Raw genomic sequence first — 15,611 nt, 5'->3', positions numbered from 1 at the left:
CGCGGCTATCAGCTCTCGCATGCGCTGATCGCCTTCGGCCGGGGCGAGGTGCTCGGCGTCGGACTGGGGGCAAGCGTCGAGAAGCTGTTCTACCTGCCCGAGGCGCATACGGACTTCCTGCTGGCGGTCATTGCTGAGGAACTGGGCTTCGTCGGTGTGTTGACCGTGATTCTCCTCTTCGCCCTGGTCATCCAGCGTGCGTTTGCGATTGGCCGGCAGTCGGTCGCGCTCGATCGCCTGTACTCGGCGCTCGTCGCCCAGGGTGTCGGTATCTGGCTTGGTGTGCAGGCGTTCATCAACATGGGCGTAAATACCGGCTTGCTGCCGACCAAAGGTTTGACGCTGCCGCTGATGAGTTTCGGTGGTTCGGGGATTCTGGCCAACTGCGTGGCGCTGGCCGTTCTGCTCAGGATCGACTGGGAGAACCGTCAACTGATGCGCGGAGCCAAGCTGTGAGCGCGGCACCAGTGCGCGCTTCGGCGACGCTCGCGGCACGCATGGCGGGCAGGAGGTCGGCATGAACCGGACGCTGCTGGTGATGGCCGGAGGTACCGGCGGGCACGTCTTTCCGGGCTTGGCGGTGGCCGACCTGTTGCGCAGTCGAAGCTGGAAGGTGGTCTGGATGGGCGCCCCCGGGAGCATGGAGGCCAAGCTCGTTCCAGCGCGTGGTTACGAGATGGCCTGGGTGCGCTTCACCGCTCTGCGCGGCAAGGGCTTGTTGCGCAAGCTGCTCCTCCCCTTCCGCCTGATCGCTGCCTGCTGGCAGGCAGCGCGCGCGATTCGTCGCGTGCGGCCGGACATCGTCCTGGGCATGGGCGGCTACGTCAGCTTTCCGGGCGGCCTGATGGCCGCACTCCTCGGCTATCCCCTGCTTATCCACGAACAGAACTCGATTGCCGGACTGGCCAACCGCGTGCTCGCCCGGGTAGCCCGGCGGGTCGCTTGTGGATTCCCTGGTGCACTGCCCAACAGCACTTGGGTAGGCAATCCGCTACGGCCCGAGATGACCGGTTTGCCGGCACCCTCGGCGCGTCTCGCCGAGCACTTGCCGCCCTTGCGCCTGCTCGTCCTGGGCGGTAGCCAGGGAGCGACGGCGCTGAACGAGATGGTTCCCAAGGGCCTGGCCTTGTTGCCGGTAGAAGAGCGGCCCTTGGTCGTGCACCAGGCGGGCGAGAAGCATCTGGCGCAGCTTGAGGAAAACTATTCGACGGCCGGTGTGCGCGCGCATTGTGCTGCTTTCATCGACGACATGGCCGGCGCTTACGCCTGGGCCGATCTGGTCATCTGTCGCGCCGGTGCGCTGACCGTCGCCGAACTGGCGGCGACTGGCGTGGCCAGCGTTCTCGTTCCGTATCCGTACGCGGTGGACGATCATCAGACGACCAATGCGGAGTTTCTTGTCCAGGCCGGTGGCGCGCTGCTCGTGCCGCAGGAGCGGTTGACGCCGGAAGCGGTCAGCCAGTGCTGTCGCTACTCGCGCAGCCAGCTGACAGAAATGGCGCTGCGCGCGCGCGCCGTGGCAAAGCCGGAGGCCACCGAGGAACTGGCCGCGCTCTGTGAGGATCTCGCCAAGTGAAACACAAGGTCAAGCATATCCATTTCGTCGGAATCGGTGGCGCCGGGATGAGCGGCATCGCCGAGGTGCTGGCCAATCTGGGCTTCATCGTCAGCGGCTCGGATTTGAGCGAGAGTTCGACCACCCGGCGGCTGGCCGGGCTCGGCGTGCGCACCTTCGTCGGGCACACCGCCGAAAACATCAGTGGTGCCGATGCGGTGGTCGTGTCCACCGCCGTGCAGCCCGACAACCCAGAGGTGCTGGCAGCGCGCGGGCGCCATCTGCCGGTCGTTCCGCGCGCCCAGATGCTGGCCGAGCTGATGCGCCTCAAGCAGGGGATCGCGGTCGCCGGGACGCACGGCAAGACGACGACGACCAGCCTGGTCGCCTCCATTCTAGGCCAAGGCGGGATGGACCCGACCTTCGTCATCGGCGGCCGGTTGAACGCTGCCGGGGCGAATGCCCGCCTCGGTTCAGGCGATTTTCTGGTTGCCGAAGCAGACGAGTCGGATGCTTCCTTCCTGTTTCTGTCCCCGGTGATCTCGGTGGTGACCAACATCGATGCCGACCACATGGAGACCTACGGGCACGACTTCAACCGCCTGAAGCAGGCCTTCGTCGATTTTCTCCAGCGCTTGCCGTTCTACGGCGTTGCCGTGCTATGCGCCGACGATGCCAATGTCAGGGCGGTCATGCCGCAGGTGACAAAACAGATCGTCAGCTATGGCCTGAGCGCCTCGGCCAACGTCTACGCCGAGAACGTCGTCGCCGATGCCGGTCGGATGTGCTTCGACTGCGTGCGGGTGAATGGGACGGTCAGCCGCTTGCCGATCACGCTCAACCTGCCGGGACGTCACAACGTGCTGAACGCCCTGGCGGCGATTGCCGTGGCCAGCGAAGTGGGGGTGAGCGACGAGGCGATCGCTGCTGCGCTGCGCGACTTTCGCGGCGTTGGCCGGCGTTTCCAGCGCTACGGCGAACTGGCGTTGCCGGCGGGCGGGCGGTGTACGCTGGTCGACGACTACGGGCACCATCCGGCCGAGATGAAGGCGACGCTGGCGGCGGCGCGCGGCGCTTTTCCCGGACGCCGCCTGCTGCTCGCCTTCCAACCGCACCGCTACACGCGGACACGCGACTGCTTCGAGGATTTCGTGCAGGTGCTCAGCGCGGTCGATGCGCTCATCCTGACCGAGGTCTATCCGGCTGGCGAGCAGCCCATCGTCGCCGCCGACGGCCGCGCGTTGGCGCGCGCGCTGCGCGTCGTGGGCAAGGTCGAGCCGGTTTTCGTCGACCAGATCGGCGATCTGCCGCAAGCGATTCTGGACACCGCGCGCGCTGGCGATGTGGTGATGACGATGGGTGCCGGTTCGATTGGCGGGGTTGCCGGCAAACTCGTTGCCGATTAGGATGAGACGATGAACGCCACCGACTTCGGAAAGGTTGCCGTACTTTTTGGCGGGCGCTCGGCCGAGCGCCCGGTATCGCTGGTCAGCGGGGCGCGCGTGCTGGCAGCGCTGCAGCGCCAGGGTATAGACGCGCAGGCATTCGATCCGGCGACCGACAAACTGGACGCCCTGAGCGCCTACGATCGCGTCTTCATCGCCCTGCACGGGCGCTACGGAGAGGATGGCACGATCCAGGGCGTACTCGAGCTGATGGGAATTCCGTATACCGGCAGCGGCGTTCTGGCATCGGCGCTGGGCATCGACAAGTGGCGCACGAAGACGCTCTGGCGTGCAGCCGGCTTGCCCGTGCCGGACTACGTCCTGCTCGACGAGGCAAGCGACTACGCCGAAGTCGAGCGGCAACTGGGCTTGCCGCTTTTCGTCAAACCGGCGAACGAGGGCTCTTCGATCGGCATCAGCAAGGTCAGACAGGCTGGCGAGCTGGCCGCCGCCTACGCACAGGCAGCAAAACACGACACGGTCGTGATTGCCGAGCGGGCGATCCTGGGCGGCGAGTATACTGCGGCGATTGTCGGCGACCAGGCGCTGCCGATCATCAAGATCGAACCCAAGGGCGAGTTTTACGACTACGAGGCCAAGTACCTGCGTGACGACACTGCCTACCTGTGTCCGTGCGGACTGCCCGCCGAGCGCGAAGGCGAACTGCGTCGGCAGGCGCTGGAGGCGTTCCGGGTACTCGGCGGACGCGGCTGGGGACGAGTCGATTTCCTGCTCGACGAGAAGGTGGTCGACGGTCGGCAGGCGGCGTACTTTCTCGAAGTCAACACCTCGCCTGGCATGACCGACCACTCCCTGGTGCCGATGGCTGCGCGCGCGGCCGGCATGAGCTACGACCAACTGGTGCTGCGCGTTCTTGCGCTCGCTGCCGTCGGATGAATGATGTGGCACAAACCGGGTCTGCTGAAGGCTGTCGCCGACTTTCTCTTCCTGCTTGGCGGAGCGGCTCTGGTGTTCGCCGCGGTCGTCTGGGGCGCGCCGCGTCTGACGCTTTTTCCGCTCGAAGAAGTCGCCGTGTCGCACGAGCTGCAGGAGGTTCGGCGCAGCGACGTCGAGCAGTCGCTGGCCCAGGCGATGCGCGGCAACTTCTTCACCGTCAACGTCGAAGCGCTGCGTCTGGCGCTCGAGCAGTTGGCATGGGTGCGCCGCGCCGAGGTCTGGCGCAAGTGGCCGGGACGGGTCGAAGTGCGCATCGAGGAACATCAGGTCGCTGCCCTCTGGGGGAGTACACCGGGACAACTGGTCAATACCTATGGCGAGGTGTTTGCTGCCGAGCTTTCGCGTGCGCAGAGCCTGCCCCGTTTGAGCGGGCCGGCCGGGGCGTCGGCGGAGCTTCTACGGCGGCACGACGAGTTCGCCGAGCTCCTGCAGCCGATTGGTCGGCAGCCGGCCGAGCTTTCCCTTTCGCCGCGCTTGGCCTGGCTGCTCAAGCTGGAGGACGGCCTGCTGGTCGAACTGGGACGCGAACAGGCGAAGGCGCCGATTCGCGTGCGACTGCAACGTTTCGTCGACCACCATGCGACGATCACCAATTCCGGCCAGGCGCCGCCGGTGGCGGTTGATATGCGTTATCCGAATGGTTTCGCACTGCGCTTTGCGGGCAGTGTCGGTCAGGAAGTCAAAGGAAAGAAATGAGCAGGGATAGCAAGGATCTGATCGTTGGACTCGATATCGGCACTTCAAAGATCGTCGCGCTGGTTGCCGAACTCACCTCGGAAGGCCGGGTAAACGTCATCGGCATGGGATCGCAGGAATCGAAAGGCCTGAAGAAGGGGGTCGTGGTCAACATCGAGGAGACCGTGGCAACGATTTCGCGCGTTCTGCAGGAAGTCGAACTGATGGCCGACTGCAAGGTGCGCGATGTCTACACCGGGATCGCCGGCAGCCACATCCGCAGCTTCAACTCGAACGGCATGGTGGCGATCAAGGACAAGGAAGTCACCCCGATGGACGTCGAGCGCGTGATCGAGACGGCGCGCGCGATGCCGATCCCGGCCGACCAGGAGATCCTCCACATTCTGACGCAAGAGTTCATCATCGACGACCAGGATGGCATTCGCGAGCCAATCGGGATGAGCGGCTTTCGTCTGGAAGTGAAGGTACACATCGTGACCGGAGCGGTTTCCGCAGCGCAGAATATCGTCAAGTGCGTACGGCGCTGCGGTCTGGAGGTCAACGACCTGGTGCTGCAGCCACTCGCTTCGAGCCGTGCCGTGCTCTCGGAAGACGAAAAGGATCTCGGCATCTGCCTGATCGACATCGGCGGCGGAACGACCGACCTGGCCGTGTGGACGCAGGGCGCGATTCGCTATACCTCGGTCATCCCGATCGCCGGCGACCAGATCACCAACGATATCGCGATGGCGCTGCGTACGCCGACGCGCGAGGCCGAGGACATCAAGCGGACGCACGGTTGTGCGCTGGCACACCTGGCCGATCCGGACGATGTGCTCGACGTTGCCGGTGTTGACGACCGCCCGTCGCGCAAGCTTTCGCGGCGCGCCTTGGCCGATGTCATCCAGCCGCGCGTCGAAGAGTTGTTCGAACTGATTCAGGCCGAACTGCGGCGCTCCGGTTTCGAAGATGTCCTGTCCTCGGGAATCGTCCTGACCGGCGGTGCCGCGGTGATGCCCGGGATGATCGAACTCGGCGAAGAGATTTTCCACATGCCGGTTCGTCTGGGTGTGCCGAAGTACCAGGGAGCGCTCGCCGATGTCGTGCAGAGTCCGCGCTTTGCCACTGCCTGCGGTCTGCTGCTGGAGGCGCAGACGCAGCGCAAACGCGGCCTCAAGGTGCGCGAGACACGCGACGTGAAGCAGGTTTTTGGGCGCATGAAGTCATGGTTCGAAAAGAACTTCTAGGCGCTGCCGGGCGGGAATAGAAGCAGCCAACAATCAGTAGCATTCCATCAGTACCACGCTTTTTGCAGAGGAGGCGTTAATGTTTGAAATCATCGACAAGGAAGAAAGAGGCGGCGAGCCGGACACCGTGATCAAGGTCATCGGCATCGGCGGCGCGGGCGGCAACGCCGTTGACCACATGATACGGGAGGGTGTCAATGGCGTTGATTTCATTGCCGCTAACACCGATTCGCAAGCGCTTGGCCGGAGCATTGCCCTGCGCAAGCTGCAACTGGGCAAGACCGGTCTGGGTGCTGGCGCCAAGCCGGAAGCTGGACGCAGCGCTGCGATCGAGGAACGCGACGCGATTGCCGAGTCGCTGCGCGGCGCGCACATGGTCTTCATCACCGCCGGCATGGGCGGCGGGACGGGCACTGGCGCGGCGCCGATCGTTGCCGAAGTGGCGCGCGAACTCGGCGTACTGACCGTCGCCGTGGTGACCAAACCCTTCGGTTTTGAGGGCAAGCGCCTGAAAGTGGCGGAAGCCGGAATCGGCGAGTTGCAGAAGCACGTCGACTCGCTGATCGTCATTCTCAACGACCGCTTGATGGATGTGCTCGGTGACGACGTGTCGATGGACGAAGCGTTCAAGGCCGCCGACAATGTCTTGCGCAATGCCGTCGGCGGGATCGCCGAGATCATCAATTTCCCGGGTCTCGTCAACGTCGATTTCGAAGACGTGCGCACGGTAATGGGCGAGATGGGAATGGCCATGATGGGATCGGCGAATGCCGCTGGAGTCGATCGTGCACGCATTGCCGCCGAACGCGCGGTTGCCTCACCCCTGCTGGAAGGCGTCAACCTGTCGGGGGCCAAGGGCGTGCTGGTGAACATCACAGCGACGCGCTCGTTGAAGATGAAGGAAGTCAACGAAGTGATGAACACGGTGCGCAATTTTGCCGCCGACGATGCGCACATCATTTTCGGTGCGGTCTACGACGAATGCATGGGCGAGGATATCCGGGTGACCGTCGTTGCCACCGGTCTCGGTCAGCCGCAGGCCAAACGGCAGAACTTCGAGGTGATCAGCACGACGCTGGCGCAGGCGACGGGTACCGACGGACGGTTCGCACACGGCCACAATATCGATTATTCGACGCTCGACCAGGTCCCGGCGATTGTCCGCAAGGGCCGCAACGCCACCGTTGAAGCGCTGGCCAACAGCGGGGTGGACCGTTACGACATTCCGGCGTTTCTCAGAAAGCAGGCGGACTGACCTCCCCAACAATAACTCCTCTGCCGACTCGACGGCTTCCGGACCCCTCCCGGGTGTGCTAGAATCCGTCGATTCAAGCGTTTTTTCAGGCACATGTTAAAGCAACGCACACTCAGGTCGATGGTTCGCGCGGCGGGTGTCGGTCTGCATTCCGGGGTCAAGGTCAATATGAGCTTGCGGCCGGCGGCAGCCAACACGGGGGTAGTCTTTCGCCGAATCGACCTTGACCCGGCGGTGGACCTGCCGGCATCGGCCCTGCTCGTCGGCGACACGCGCATGTGTTCGTCGCTGGAGCGCGCTGGCGTCAAGGTGGGAACGATCGAGCACTTGATGTCGGCGCTGGCTGGACTGGGCATCGACAACGTCTTCGTTGACCTCGACGCACCGGAATTGCCGATTCTCGACGGCTCGGCGTCGCCCTTCGTCTTTCTGATCCAGTCGGCCGGGATCGAGGAACAGCCGGTAGCCAAGCAGTTCATTCGCGTCACGCGACCGCTGGCGGTCAGCGAAAAGGACGCCTCCGGCGAGAAGTGGGCGCGCTTCGAGCCCTACGATGGCTTTCGCCTGTCGTTCTCGATCGGTTTCAACCACCCCGCGATCGATCGCACCGGGCAGTCGGTAACGATTGATTTTGCCGACCATTCGTATGTCCGCGAGGTTGCGCGGGCGCGCACCTTCGGTTTCATGCAGGAGGTTGAATGGCTACGCGAGAATGGTTTGGCGCAGGGGGGTGGGCTGGATAACGCGGTGGTGCTCGACGAATATCGGGTGCTCAACGCCGATGGCCTGCGCTACAGCGATGAGTTCGTCAAGCACAAGGTGCTCGACGCGATCGGCGACCTCTACCTGCTCGGCCATCCTTTGCTGGCGTCCTTCGTCGCGCACAAGTCCGGGCACGCGCTGAACAATGCGCTGGCGCGCGAGTTGCTCGCGCATCCTGAGGCGTGGGAATACGTCAGCTTCGAAGACCAGGATCTGGCACCCCTCGCCATTTCTCGCTGGCTCGCCTTGCCGGCGCATTGAGTCGCCGCCCGACCGCATGTGGTTGCTCCGCTTGCTGGGCGTCCTGACAGCGATTACCGTTGCGGCTGGTGTCGTCATGTTCGTCTGTACTGGTGACCGCCGCTATGGCCAGTTCGCCTGGATGATCTTCCGCTACGCCTTGCTCATCGCGTTGCTGGTTTTTGCCTTGTTGATTCTCGAGCGGGTGGCGGTCATTCCCGTGTAGCCGCGCGCACGAGCAGGTGGCCGATGGCCGCGCGCAGGTCGGAAGGTGGCAGCGACTCGCGCAGCCGCGCCAGTTCCTCCTTGGTCTGGGCGCTCAGCGGTTTCTGCTCCGACGGCCGTCCCTTTTCGGCCAGCCGCTGTCCTGTGCGGACTTTCACTTCGATTGCGCGACACTGGATGCCCACTTGCGAGAACCGGTCGAGCAGGCTGGGCAGCATTTGTCGGAGTTTTCCGGCGATGGCGCCGCTCTCCGCGTGGATCACGACGGTTCCCGCCTTGAGGTTGGCCAGTCGACTTGCCTGAGCGAGGTGAGCCGGGACGCTCGCGCGGTAGGTTTCAGCCAGCCGGAGGAGCACGGCGGCATGCGCGAGCAGCTTGCCGGCACCTGCTTCGTCTGCCAGCAGATAGTCGTAGGGGGTACGCGCCATCAGGCAATTCGCAACATTCTGCGCCTGGCGCTTCGGGTTGTCGTAGGCACGCGCGAGCGAGCGCGTCGGCGGCTAGATCCGTTCATAGACGACAAAGTCGAAAGCGGGCTCGGCGCCCGCCGGGTCGCCTGTCGCGGACGGCGCCTTGCCGGCAACGCGCGAGACCTGGCGCCACTCGTTCGCCGGCAGTTCGGGGAAGAAGGTGTCGCCGGGATATTCGGCAGCCAACTCAGTCAGGTAGCAGCGGCCGGCGAGCGGCAGCGCCTGCCCGTACAAGTCGCCGCCGCCGATGACAAAGACATCAGCGCCGCTGTCCGCAAGCGTGATCGCCTGATCCAGCGAGTGGGCGACTAGCGCGCCCGCGACTTGATAGCCGGTGTTTCGGCTGACGACGATGTTGCGCCGTCCCGGCAGGGGACGAAAAGCCGGCGGTAGGGACTCCCAGGTCTTTCTACCCATGATCACCGCCTTGCCGCTTGTCGTCTGCCGGAAGTGGCGCAGATCCTCCGCGCAACGCCAGAGCAATTGGCCGTTGCGGCCGATTGCCCGATTCCGCGCCATGGCAGCGATCAGGCAGAGCATGCGGACGGCCGCGGCGAAACGGTGGCTGCGTATTGCTCAGACAGCGACCTGGGCAGCGATATGCGGATAGGGATCGTAGGCTTCAAGCGTGAAGTCCTCGTAGCTGAAAGCGAAGATGTCGTCGATCGCCGGGTTCAGCCGCATCGTCGGTAGTGAGCGCGGCGTTCGGCTCAGTTGCAGGCGCGCCTGCGCACAGTGGTTGTTGTAGAGATGCGCGTCGCCGAAGGTGTGAATGAACTCGCCCGGCCGGTAGCCGCACACCTGGGCCAGCATCAGTGTGAGCAGCGCGTAGGAAGCGATGTTGAACGGAACGCCGAGGAAGACGTCGGCGCTGCGCTGATAGAGCTGGCATGAGAGTCTGGGCAGCGCATCCGGCGCCGTCGGCGGCGCGACATAGAACTGAAACAGGGCATGACAGGGGGGCAGCGCCATCTGGTCTACATCCGCTGGATTCCAGGCAGTCACCAGATGGCGGCGCGAATCAGGATCGTTCCGCAGAGCGTCGACCAGGCGTGCGATCTGATCGATCCGTCGCCCATCGGGCGCGCTCCAGGAGCGCCACTGATGTCCGTATACAGGCCCCAAATCTCCCGCTGGATCAGCCCATTCGTCCCAGATCCGTACGCCGTTCTCTTGCAGGTAGCGGACGTTCGTTTCTCCACGCAGAAACCATAGCAACTCGTGGATGATCGAGCGCAGGTGCAGCTTCTTCGTCGTCACCAGCGGAAAACCGGCGGCGAGATCGAAGCGCATCTGCCAACCAAAGATCGAGCGCGTGCCCGTTCCCGTGCGGTCGCCTTTTGCTGCTCCCTGTTCGAGCACATGGCGCATCAGGTCGAGATATTGCTGCATTTCCGACTACTCGCGCCCGCCGGATATCCGCGTGCCTTGGCGCCCCCGGTGGCGCTCGGCGCTGTACTGGCATTGCCCGCCGCGACCGGTCCGGTTCGCTTCTCGCATGATTTCAGCCCAACTCGTGGGCGAACTTGTTCGAGAAACGCGCGCCGGCCGCCTTGATTCCCCAGATCAGCTCGACCAGCGCCGGGTTGTTGATCAAGGGTTCGCCCCCCAGGATGAGGCAGTAATCGGTTCGGTCGATCCAGAACGGCACGAAGGAAGTCGTCGGCATCAGCATCGCGATATCCTCGTGGAACGAAGTCATGTAGCTCGCACCGCGCCAGCCTCGCGTGCGCTGACGACGGGCAAACTCGGAAAAATCGGCGGCTGCCGCGCACAGCGTTTCCGCTTCATCGTCAGCGTAGCCGACTTGACCGACGCAAAAACCGCCAGCCGCGGCGAGTGCTGCCTTTTGTTCGCCGGACAGCCCGCCGATGATGTGCGACAGAAAACTGTCGAGCTTGACGTCGGGCGCCGGAAAGCTGCGATGCACACGCTGCAGCCAACCCGCCGCCAGCCCCTCACCGAGCAGCTTCGGGTGCGCTGGTGAGCGCCGGACCCACGCGTTGACCGTGGGCAGAGCCTCGGCCGACAGTATCGTCTGTAGCCTCGCTTGGGTCGCGTCGGGCTCTGCCTGCGAGAACGCATAGAGCGCGCCACGCGGTGTCAATGCCACCCGGGAGCCGGCAAGCGGGTCCGAAGATACGCTGGGCGAGATCCGGGTCTCAGACATTCTGGTGCCGTTTCGGCGCGCGCACGGAGGCGCTTGCAAGGGGCGGGTGAAGAACGAGTGAAGTCGACATTTGTGGGCATTCCCGGACAGACACCAAGGTTTCGGAAAGTGCAACCATGCCAAGGCAGAGCCTTGTCCTGCAACTAGAAAAGTTTGTCCAGCAAGGATCTGAACAATCCGGTCCGGCGCGCAGCAGTGCGCGAGGGATCTCGCTTGCCTCTTGCTACCCCTTCGGTGCTTGCCGACGAACCGGTCTGCAGGACGGTCGCAACGCCGGACAGGATCGTGCAGGCGACAAACAGCGTGACGAGGTTTGGATCGTATTTCGAGAACGCACGTTTCAAGCCGGAGAGCGATTGCGGTTGCCGCATGCACACCTGCGACAGCTGGGAAAAAAGATCCGGCATCTTGTGCAGGCGGGCGAAGTTCGGGAAGCGGTGGACCTGGAAGTGCAGATCACCGATCGAAACCGGCGGGCTTTGTTCAAAGGTGGTGAAGACCAGCGACCACATGAACGCATCGAGCGAGCGTGGCCCATCGCCGCGGCGGCCAAAGAGACGCGCCGCGCGGTCATGCGCGTGCTCCTCCTGGAGCTGGTGCACCTGCACGATCTGCAACATCATTTCGTGTTGCGTCAGCCGTTTGCGAAAAGCCGTCGAGATGTTCGAGGCGACCCAGTTCTCAGCCGGGAAAAAAACGGCGCCGGTACGCGTCGTAATGCGCAATTCGCTCGGCGATCTGCGCATGACGATATTGCAGATCAGATTCAGGTACGGATTCCGGGCAATGTCGGGACAGGCAGCGAGCAGCGCCGAATACGCGTTTTCGTCAAGTGAGTAGCCGGTAATCGAAAAGGCAGTAGTCCGCCGGTCGCTGCGAACCAGTGGATGTGGCGGAACGACCGGCGCGCTGTACCTGCCATCGCTTTCGTCAGGCGTCATCGCCATGAACTCGAAGCCGGCGGCGGGCGCGCCACCGGCCGTGTTTGCCGCGGCGAGCCGGCCTGCCGGCTCATTGGGTACGGTCAACTCCTCTGGCCAGCGCTGGCGCTGCGGTCGCGTGTCGAAGCTGGCCACTGCTTCGCCAGGCGGGTCGACTGCGACTTGCGCAGCGCTTGTTTCGTCCACGCTGAGCGTCACGGCGCGTGCGGCTCGCCGGTCGGTCGCAGCATCGACTGCCGCTTCGCCTCTTGGTGCACTGGTTGCTTCGCTGGCGTTCGGTTGCGCAGCCTCGTCGTGCGAAGGCCGTTCCGGACTTAGCTCATCGCGCAGCAGGCGGTTGGTGATGGTTGCTGATTCGTCCCGATCGTCCGCATTGATCGTCGCGCGCGGCAGATCGCCAGCGGCTGGCGCCGCGGGTTCTTCGTGCACAGTCGTCTCGACGGGTTCCGACGGCATCGGCGGCAAGTCAATCCGCGCAGCGTCATGACGATCAATCGCCTCCTCGGCATCTTCCTGGGCTTGCGCCTCGGCCATCGATTCGGCTTGAGCATGTTCGCGCAGCGTCTCGACAGCCGCGCGCAAGGAGGCGGTCGACGCCGGGTGCTGGAGGACAATTCGCGATGGTCCGAGCCGACCCGGTTGCAAGGCGTTCAGCCAGTCATCGCTGCCCCCGGCGGGTACGAAGAGGATCGCGTGGCGGCCGGAAAGGAAGGCTTGCAGTTCGGCTTCGCGCGTCGCCGACCAAAGCGCCATGCCCAGGCCGAGCAGGTCAACGATGCACAGGCTGCAGCGCTGCGTTTCATCCGACGGACTGGAGAGGGACAAGGACGCCCCACGCGATAACTTGACGAACGCGACATCCGACCACAGCGAGCCGACGATCAACTCGATTGCTGTCGTCGACTGCGGGGAAAATCCTGCGATGAGCACTTTCATCATGTCAGCACGGCCTGTTGCAGTGATAAGCACACGGCTCGCCAGCGCGGTGGCAGTTCGCCACGCTCCTTGAGGATGACGCGCCGGGCCAGCATGAAGGCCAAAGTGTCGCGGCACACGCAGCAATGCTCGAAGAAACCTTCCTGGGTATTTTCTTCCCCCTTGCGCCACGCAGCGAGCGCGTCGGCGGCAAGCTGTCGGGAGTTGTCCGTGCTGCAGCGCAGAACACGTCGCGGTACGTCTAGCGATGGGCCGACGAGGACGCTCCAGCGGGTTGCCATCGTGCAGCAGGCAGGAAAGGACGATGCGCTGACATACGGCTCGAACCAACGCTGGATCACCGGCCGAAGACGATTGCGTACGCTGGCGAAAGCTTCCTGCTTGACCCGGATGTCGGCCTGTTGACAGCCGAAAAGGAAATCGGCCAAAGCGCCCTGGACAGGTTCGGTTCCGCTGAGGGCCAAGCCCGAGGTTAGCCGGGCCGTGTGCACGGACACGTTTTGCGGGTCACGCAAAACCTGTCGTCCCAAGGCTCGGAACGTCTGGCGAGCAGTACTCATTGGCAGGTCAGCGGTGAACTCGATCACGGTCTAGTCAAGCAGCGTGTCCATCAGGTCAACCATGAACTCGGCTTCTTCGTCATTCATTTTCTCGAAGCCACCGGGTATTCCCAGCGCCTCGAGCACCTCGTGATCGGCGCTCCGCTGTCCGATTCCACTCAATGCAGTCATGATAGCGGGTATCTCGCCAACGATCCGCTGGTGTGCGAGAAGGACGTGCGTGATATCGAAAATCGCGCTTTCGATCAACACTTTCAGCTGACTACGCGTAATCCGCGACAGCGAGTGGTAGATTTCGGCGAGAAAGAAGCCAGCATCGACCTCGCCCTTGATGGTCAGGCGCGCTCCCGCCTGAAATGTCTCGACGAGCACCCATTGCAGATCCTTGTCGGTCAAGTCGGCGGCCTCCAGCAAGCGCAAACCGATGAGTTTGACGTCCCGATTATCCGTCACCGCAATGCGGCTACCCGGGCGCAGATCTTCAAGGCAGCGTAGCGGTGACGCAGCGGCGGTGGCGATCACCATTTCGTCCGGCTTTCCTACAGGTCGCGCAAAGGCCCGGAATCCCAGGTCGCGAATCAGATGCGCCGCATCGAACGGGTTGGCGTAGATCAGATCAGCCTTGTCATGGCGCAGCAGATCGGCCTGTTCCTGCGCGCTGGAGGGCGTCAGAAGGTGCAGTTGCAGCCCGGAGCGCGACTGCAACAGCGTATTGACCATGTGCCAGCCGGCAAACCGATCGGGTGAAAAGTCGGGCGCGACCATGAAGTTCAGCTTCACTGCGCAGCCCTTTCCTGGCTCAACATCTTACTGTAGAGATCTGACATCTCGTTGATTTTGCGGCGTGACGGCTTCCGGCGAACAGACGTGTAACTGACCACTACGCCGCCTCGGACGTTCGGAATGACCGTCGCGTAAACCCAATAGAATAAACCATCCTTGCGCAGATTTTTCACGTAACCGTGCCATTTTTTCCCACTGGCAATCGTCGTCCACAGGTCGGCGAAGGCGGCCTTGGGCATTTCCGGGTGCCGCAGGATGTGGTGTGGTGCGCCGATCAGTTCCTCAATCGTGTAGCCGCTCATCGTGACGAACGCTTCGTTGGCATGCGTGATGATGCCGGCCAAGTTCGTCCGCGAAACGATCAGGCGTCCATCCGGGAAAGGTTCTTCCCTATCCACGCAGTAAACCAGACGGCGCGTGCCGTCATGGTAGGTGAGCCGGCATTCACAGGCGCCGCCAGGTGGTGGTGGATACTGCATGTCGGGCAGGTGCATGGCCGTTGCACCGTCAGATCAGCTTGGCCAACGACTCCGCGGCACGTTTCATGTCGAGGAATATCAAACCGAGTTTGGCATTGGGTTTGGCGAGGACGGTGAGAACGGCCTCCGGCCCGGCGGCGCTCATGATGACATAGCCGCGATCGCCCTGTAGCAAGACCCTCTGCAGGGTTCCGCGCGCCAACTCGCGCGTCGCCCGATCGCCCAAGGAGAGCGAGGCGGCTGACATTGCGCCGACACGGTCTTCGTCCATGCCCTGGGGCAAGGCCGAAGCCATCATCAGGCCGTCGGTGGAGATGAGGGCGGAAGCCTCGATATCGGCGGTTGCACCGTTCAGTTCGAGGAGAATCTGCTGCAGCATGTCGGTACGCATCTCTAGGTCCTTTTTTTGGTGGTGTTTGCCTGTTGACCCCGCTTATCGACGACGATCGAGGCGCTCGGGCCATGGTGCCAGTCTTATTTTCGTATGGCGAAACGTTGACGTAGCGGGAATATTCCACAGATTAATCTCTTGCGAAGCCAGGAGCATACCTTACACCAAAACTGTCCAGTCTTTGCGCGGCAAGGGAAGCTCGCGCGTCATTCTGGTCGCAGGTCATCGGAGTTGTGCCGGCCGGGGCTGGTGCCGGGTCCGACTGCAGCGCTTTCACCCACGGTGGCACGGCAACATGCCAGACGCAACATGCTGCCGGCACGGCAGCGTTGCCGGCATCCTACGCGCGGGGAACCGCCAATTATGCTGGAGAAGCGCCTACTGCTCAAGCCACCGGCTTGATTGCTTGATCTCTCTTGATCTTTCGACCTGATCACGCAGGCATTACCTTGCGCTGGTCGCCTCGACCGGTGTGTGCTGCTTGCTCCGGAGTGTGGAATGGACGGAATCTGCTAGGTGG

18 protein-coding genes are annotated in these 15,611 nt (G+C 63.4%); 9 read left to right on the top strand and 9 right to left on the bottom strand.

The features are described 5' to 3' along the window. The 9 genes from Q1L59_RS01595 to Q1L59_RS01555 form a co-directional block, all read left to right on the top strand. Window positions 1-456 (top strand): FtsW/RodA/SpoVE family cell cycle protein (locus Q1L59_RS01595; protein ID WP_300327544.1); only part of this gene is annotated, 456 nt, incomplete at its 5' end. 61 nt (window positions 457-517) lie between these two features. Further along, a complete protein-coding gene (gene murG, locus Q1L59_RS01590; protein ID WP_300327543.1) occupies window positions 518-1,576 on the top strand; it encodes an undecaprenyldiphospho-muramoylpentapeptide beta-N-acetylglucosaminyltransferase in 1,059 nt (352 codons plus the stop codon). Beyond that, window positions 1,573-2,961 (top strand): UDP-N-acetylmuramate--L-alanine ligase, encoded by a 1,389-nt coding sequence (murC, locus tag Q1L59_RS01585; RefSeq protein WP_300327542.1) that lies wholly within the window; start codon window positions 1,573-1,575, stop codon window positions 2,959-2,961. The genes murG and murC overlap by 4 nt, the downstream gene beginning before the upstream one ends. A gap of 9 nt (window positions 2,962-2,970) precedes the next feature. After that, window positions 2,971-3,897, top strand: coding sequence for a D-alanine--D-alanine ligase (locus Q1L59_RS01580; RefSeq protein ID WP_300327541.1), 927 nt, complete (start codon window positions 2,971-2,973; stop codon window positions 3,895-3,897). Between the two features lie 3 nt (window positions 3,898-3,900). After that, complete coding sequence (locus tag Q1L59_RS01575) at window positions 3,901-4,653, top strand: cell division protein FtsQ/DivIB (RefSeq protein WP_300327540.1); 753 nt, start codon at window positions 3,901-3,903, stop codon at window positions 4,651-4,653. After that, window positions 4,650-5,879: a cell division protein FtsA gene (gene ftsA, locus Q1L59_RS01570; RefSeq protein ID WP_300327539.1), complete on the top strand. Its 1,230-nt coding sequence runs from the start codon at window positions 4,650-4,652 to the stop codon at window positions 5,877-5,879. Before Q1L59_RS01575 ends, ftsA begins: the two co-directional genes overlap by 4 nt. Before the next feature lie 79 nt (window positions 5,880-5,958). Beyond that, on the top strand, window positions 5,959-7,134 hold the full coding sequence (gene ftsZ / locus Q1L59_RS01565; RefSeq protein WP_300327538.1) for a cell division protein FtsZ: 1,176 nt from the start codon (window positions 5,959-5,961) through the stop codon (window positions 7,132-7,134). 93 nt (window positions 7,135-7,227) lie between these two features. Next, window positions 7,228-8,157 (top strand): UDP-3-O-acyl-N-acetylglucosamine deacetylase, encoded by a 930-nt coding sequence (gene lpxC, locus Q1L59_RS01560; RefSeq protein ID WP_300327537.1) that lies wholly within the window; start codon window positions 7,228-7,230, stop codon window positions 8,155-8,157. Between the two features lie 16 nt (window positions 8,158-8,173). Then, a complete protein-coding gene (locus Q1L59_RS01555) occupies window positions 8,174-8,362 on the top strand; it encodes a hypothetical protein (protein ID WP_300327536.1) in 189 nt (62 codons plus the stop codon). On the opposite strand, the gene Q1L59_RS01550 is transcribed toward Q1L59_RS01555, so the two are convergent. The 9 genes from Q1L59_RS01550 to Q1L59_RS01510 all read right to left on the bottom strand — a co-directional run bounded on the left by Q1L59_RS01550 (window position 8,349) and on the right by Q1L59_RS01510 (window position 15,091). Continuing rightward, a complete protein-coding gene (locus Q1L59_RS01550) occupies window positions 8,349-8,789 on the bottom strand; it encodes a DciA family protein (RefSeq protein WP_300327535.1) in 441 nt (146 codons plus the stop codon). The two genes, Q1L59_RS01555 and Q1L59_RS01550, sit on opposite strands and share 14 nt — an antisense overlap. A gap of 72 nt (window positions 8,790-8,861) precedes the next feature. Then, window positions 8,862-9,371 (bottom strand): dihydrofolate reductase, encoded by a 510-nt coding sequence (locus Q1L59_RS01545; protein ID WP_300327534.1) that lies wholly within the window; start codon window positions 9,369-9,371, stop codon window positions 8,862-8,864. A 36-nt stretch (window positions 9,372-9,407) separates the two neighbouring features. Then, entirely contained in the window at window positions 9,408-10,223 is an 816-nt protein-coding gene (locus Q1L59_RS01540) for a thymidylate synthase (RefSeq protein ID WP_300327533.1), read from the bottom strand. 112 nt (window positions 10,224-10,335) lie between these two features. Further along, window positions 10,336-11,001, bottom strand: a complete 666-nt coding sequence (locus Q1L59_RS01535) for a hypothetical protein (RefSeq protein ID WP_300327532.1) — start codon at window positions 10,999-11,001, stop codon at window positions 10,336-10,338. Window positions 11,002-11,144: 143 nt separating this feature from the next. After that, the gene (locus tag Q1L59_RS01530; protein WP_300327531.1) at window positions 11,145-12,881 is read right to left on the bottom strand and encodes a hypothetical protein; all 1,737 of its coding nucleotides are present in this window, start codon (window positions 12,879-12,881) and stop codon (window positions 11,145-11,147) included. Continuing rightward, the gene (locus Q1L59_RS01525; protein WP_300327530.1) at window positions 12,878-13,342 is read right to left on the bottom strand and encodes a hypothetical protein; all 465 of its coding nucleotides are present in this window, start codon (window positions 13,340-13,342) and stop codon (window positions 12,878-12,880) included. Before Q1L59_RS01525 ends, Q1L59_RS01530 begins: the two co-directional genes overlap by 4 nt. A 126-nt stretch (window positions 13,343-13,468) precedes the next feature. Next, on the bottom strand, window positions 13,469-14,218 hold the full coding sequence (locus Q1L59_RS01520) for a PhnD/SsuA/transferrin family substrate-binding protein (RefSeq protein ID WP_300327529.1): 750 nt from the start codon (window positions 14,216-14,218) through the stop codon (window positions 13,469-13,471). Continuing rightward, window positions 14,215-14,715 (bottom strand): PAS domain-containing protein, encoded by a 501-nt coding sequence (locus tag Q1L59_RS01515; RefSeq protein ID WP_300327528.1) that lies wholly within the window; start codon window positions 14,713-14,715, stop codon window positions 14,215-14,217. Before Q1L59_RS01515 ends, Q1L59_RS01520 begins: the two co-directional genes overlap by 4 nt. Before the next feature lie 13 nt (window positions 14,716-14,728). After that, entirely contained in the window at window positions 14,729-15,091 is a 363-nt protein-coding gene (locus tag Q1L59_RS01510; RefSeq protein ID WP_300327527.1) for a roadblock/LC7 domain-containing protein, read from the bottom strand. Window positions 15,092-15,611 lie beyond the last annotated feature (520 nt).

This window comes from Accumulibacter sp., from assembly GCF_029255125.1.
Lineage (GTDB): Bacteria > Pseudomonadota > Gammaproteobacteria > Burkholderiales > Rhodocyclaceae > Accumulibacter.
The sequence above is the reverse complement of the archived record's forward strand: the minus strand, read 5'-3'. Positions and strand labels throughout refer to the sequence as shown.

What these genes read in the sequence shown, in the direction of transcription:
- Q1L59_RS01530 (WP_300327531.1), bottom strand. Translation starts at nt 12,881, where the DNA reads ATGATGAAAGTGCTCATCGCAGGATTTTCCCCGCAGTCGACGACAGCA.
- Q1L59_RS01535 (WP_300327532.1), bottom strand. Translation starts at nt 11,001, where the DNA reads ATGTCTGAGACCCGGATCTCGCCCAGCGTATCTTCGGACCCGCTTGCC.
- lpxC (WP_300327537.1), top strand. Translation starts at nt 7,228, where the DNA reads ATGTTAAAGCAACGCACACTCAGGTCGATGGTTCGCGCGGCGGGTGTC.
- Q1L59_RS01540 (WP_300327533.1), bottom strand. Translation starts at nt 10,223, where the DNA reads ATGCAGCAATATCTCGACCTGATGCGCCATGTGCTCGAACAGGGAGCA.
- Q1L59_RS01510 (WP_300327527.1), bottom strand. Translation starts at nt 15,091, where the DNA reads ATGCGTACCGACATGCTGCAGCAGATTCTCCTCGAACTGAACGGTGCA.
- Q1L59_RS01550 (WP_300327535.1), bottom strand. Translation starts at nt 8,789, where the DNA reads ATGGCGCGTACCCCCTACGACTATCTGCTGGCAGACGAAGCAGGTGCC.
- ftsZ (WP_300327538.1), top strand. Translation starts at nt 5,959, where the DNA reads ATGTTTGAAATCATCGACAAGGAAGAAAGAGGCGGCGAGCCGGACACC.
- Q1L59_RS01555 (WP_300327536.1), top strand. Translation starts at nt 8,174, where the DNA reads ATGTGGTTGCTCCGCTTGCTGGGCGTCCTGACAGCGATTACCGTTGCG.
- Q1L59_RS01545 (WP_300327534.1), bottom strand. Translation starts at nt 9,371, where the DNA reads ATGCTCTGCCTGATCGCTGCCATGGCGCGGAATCGGGCAATCGGCCGC.
- Q1L59_RS01580 (WP_300327541.1), top strand. Translation starts at nt 2,971, where the DNA reads ATGAACGCCACCGACTTCGGAAAGGTTGCCGTACTTTTTGGCGGGCGC.
- Q1L59_RS01515 (WP_300327528.1), bottom strand. Translation starts at nt 14,715, where the DNA reads ATGCACCTGCCCGACATGCAGTATCCACCACCACCTGGCGGCGCCTGT.
- Q1L59_RS01575 (WP_300327540.1), top strand. Translation starts at nt 3,901, where the DNA reads ATGTGGCACAAACCGGGTCTGCTGAAGGCTGTCGCCGACTTTCTCTTC.
- murG (WP_300327543.1), top strand. Translation starts at nt 518, where the DNA reads ATGAACCGGACGCTGCTGGTGATGGCCGGAGGTACCGGCGGGCACGTC.
- ftsA (WP_300327539.1), top strand. Translation starts at nt 4,650, where the DNA reads ATGAGCAGGGATAGCAAGGATCTGATCGTTGGACTCGATATCGGCACT.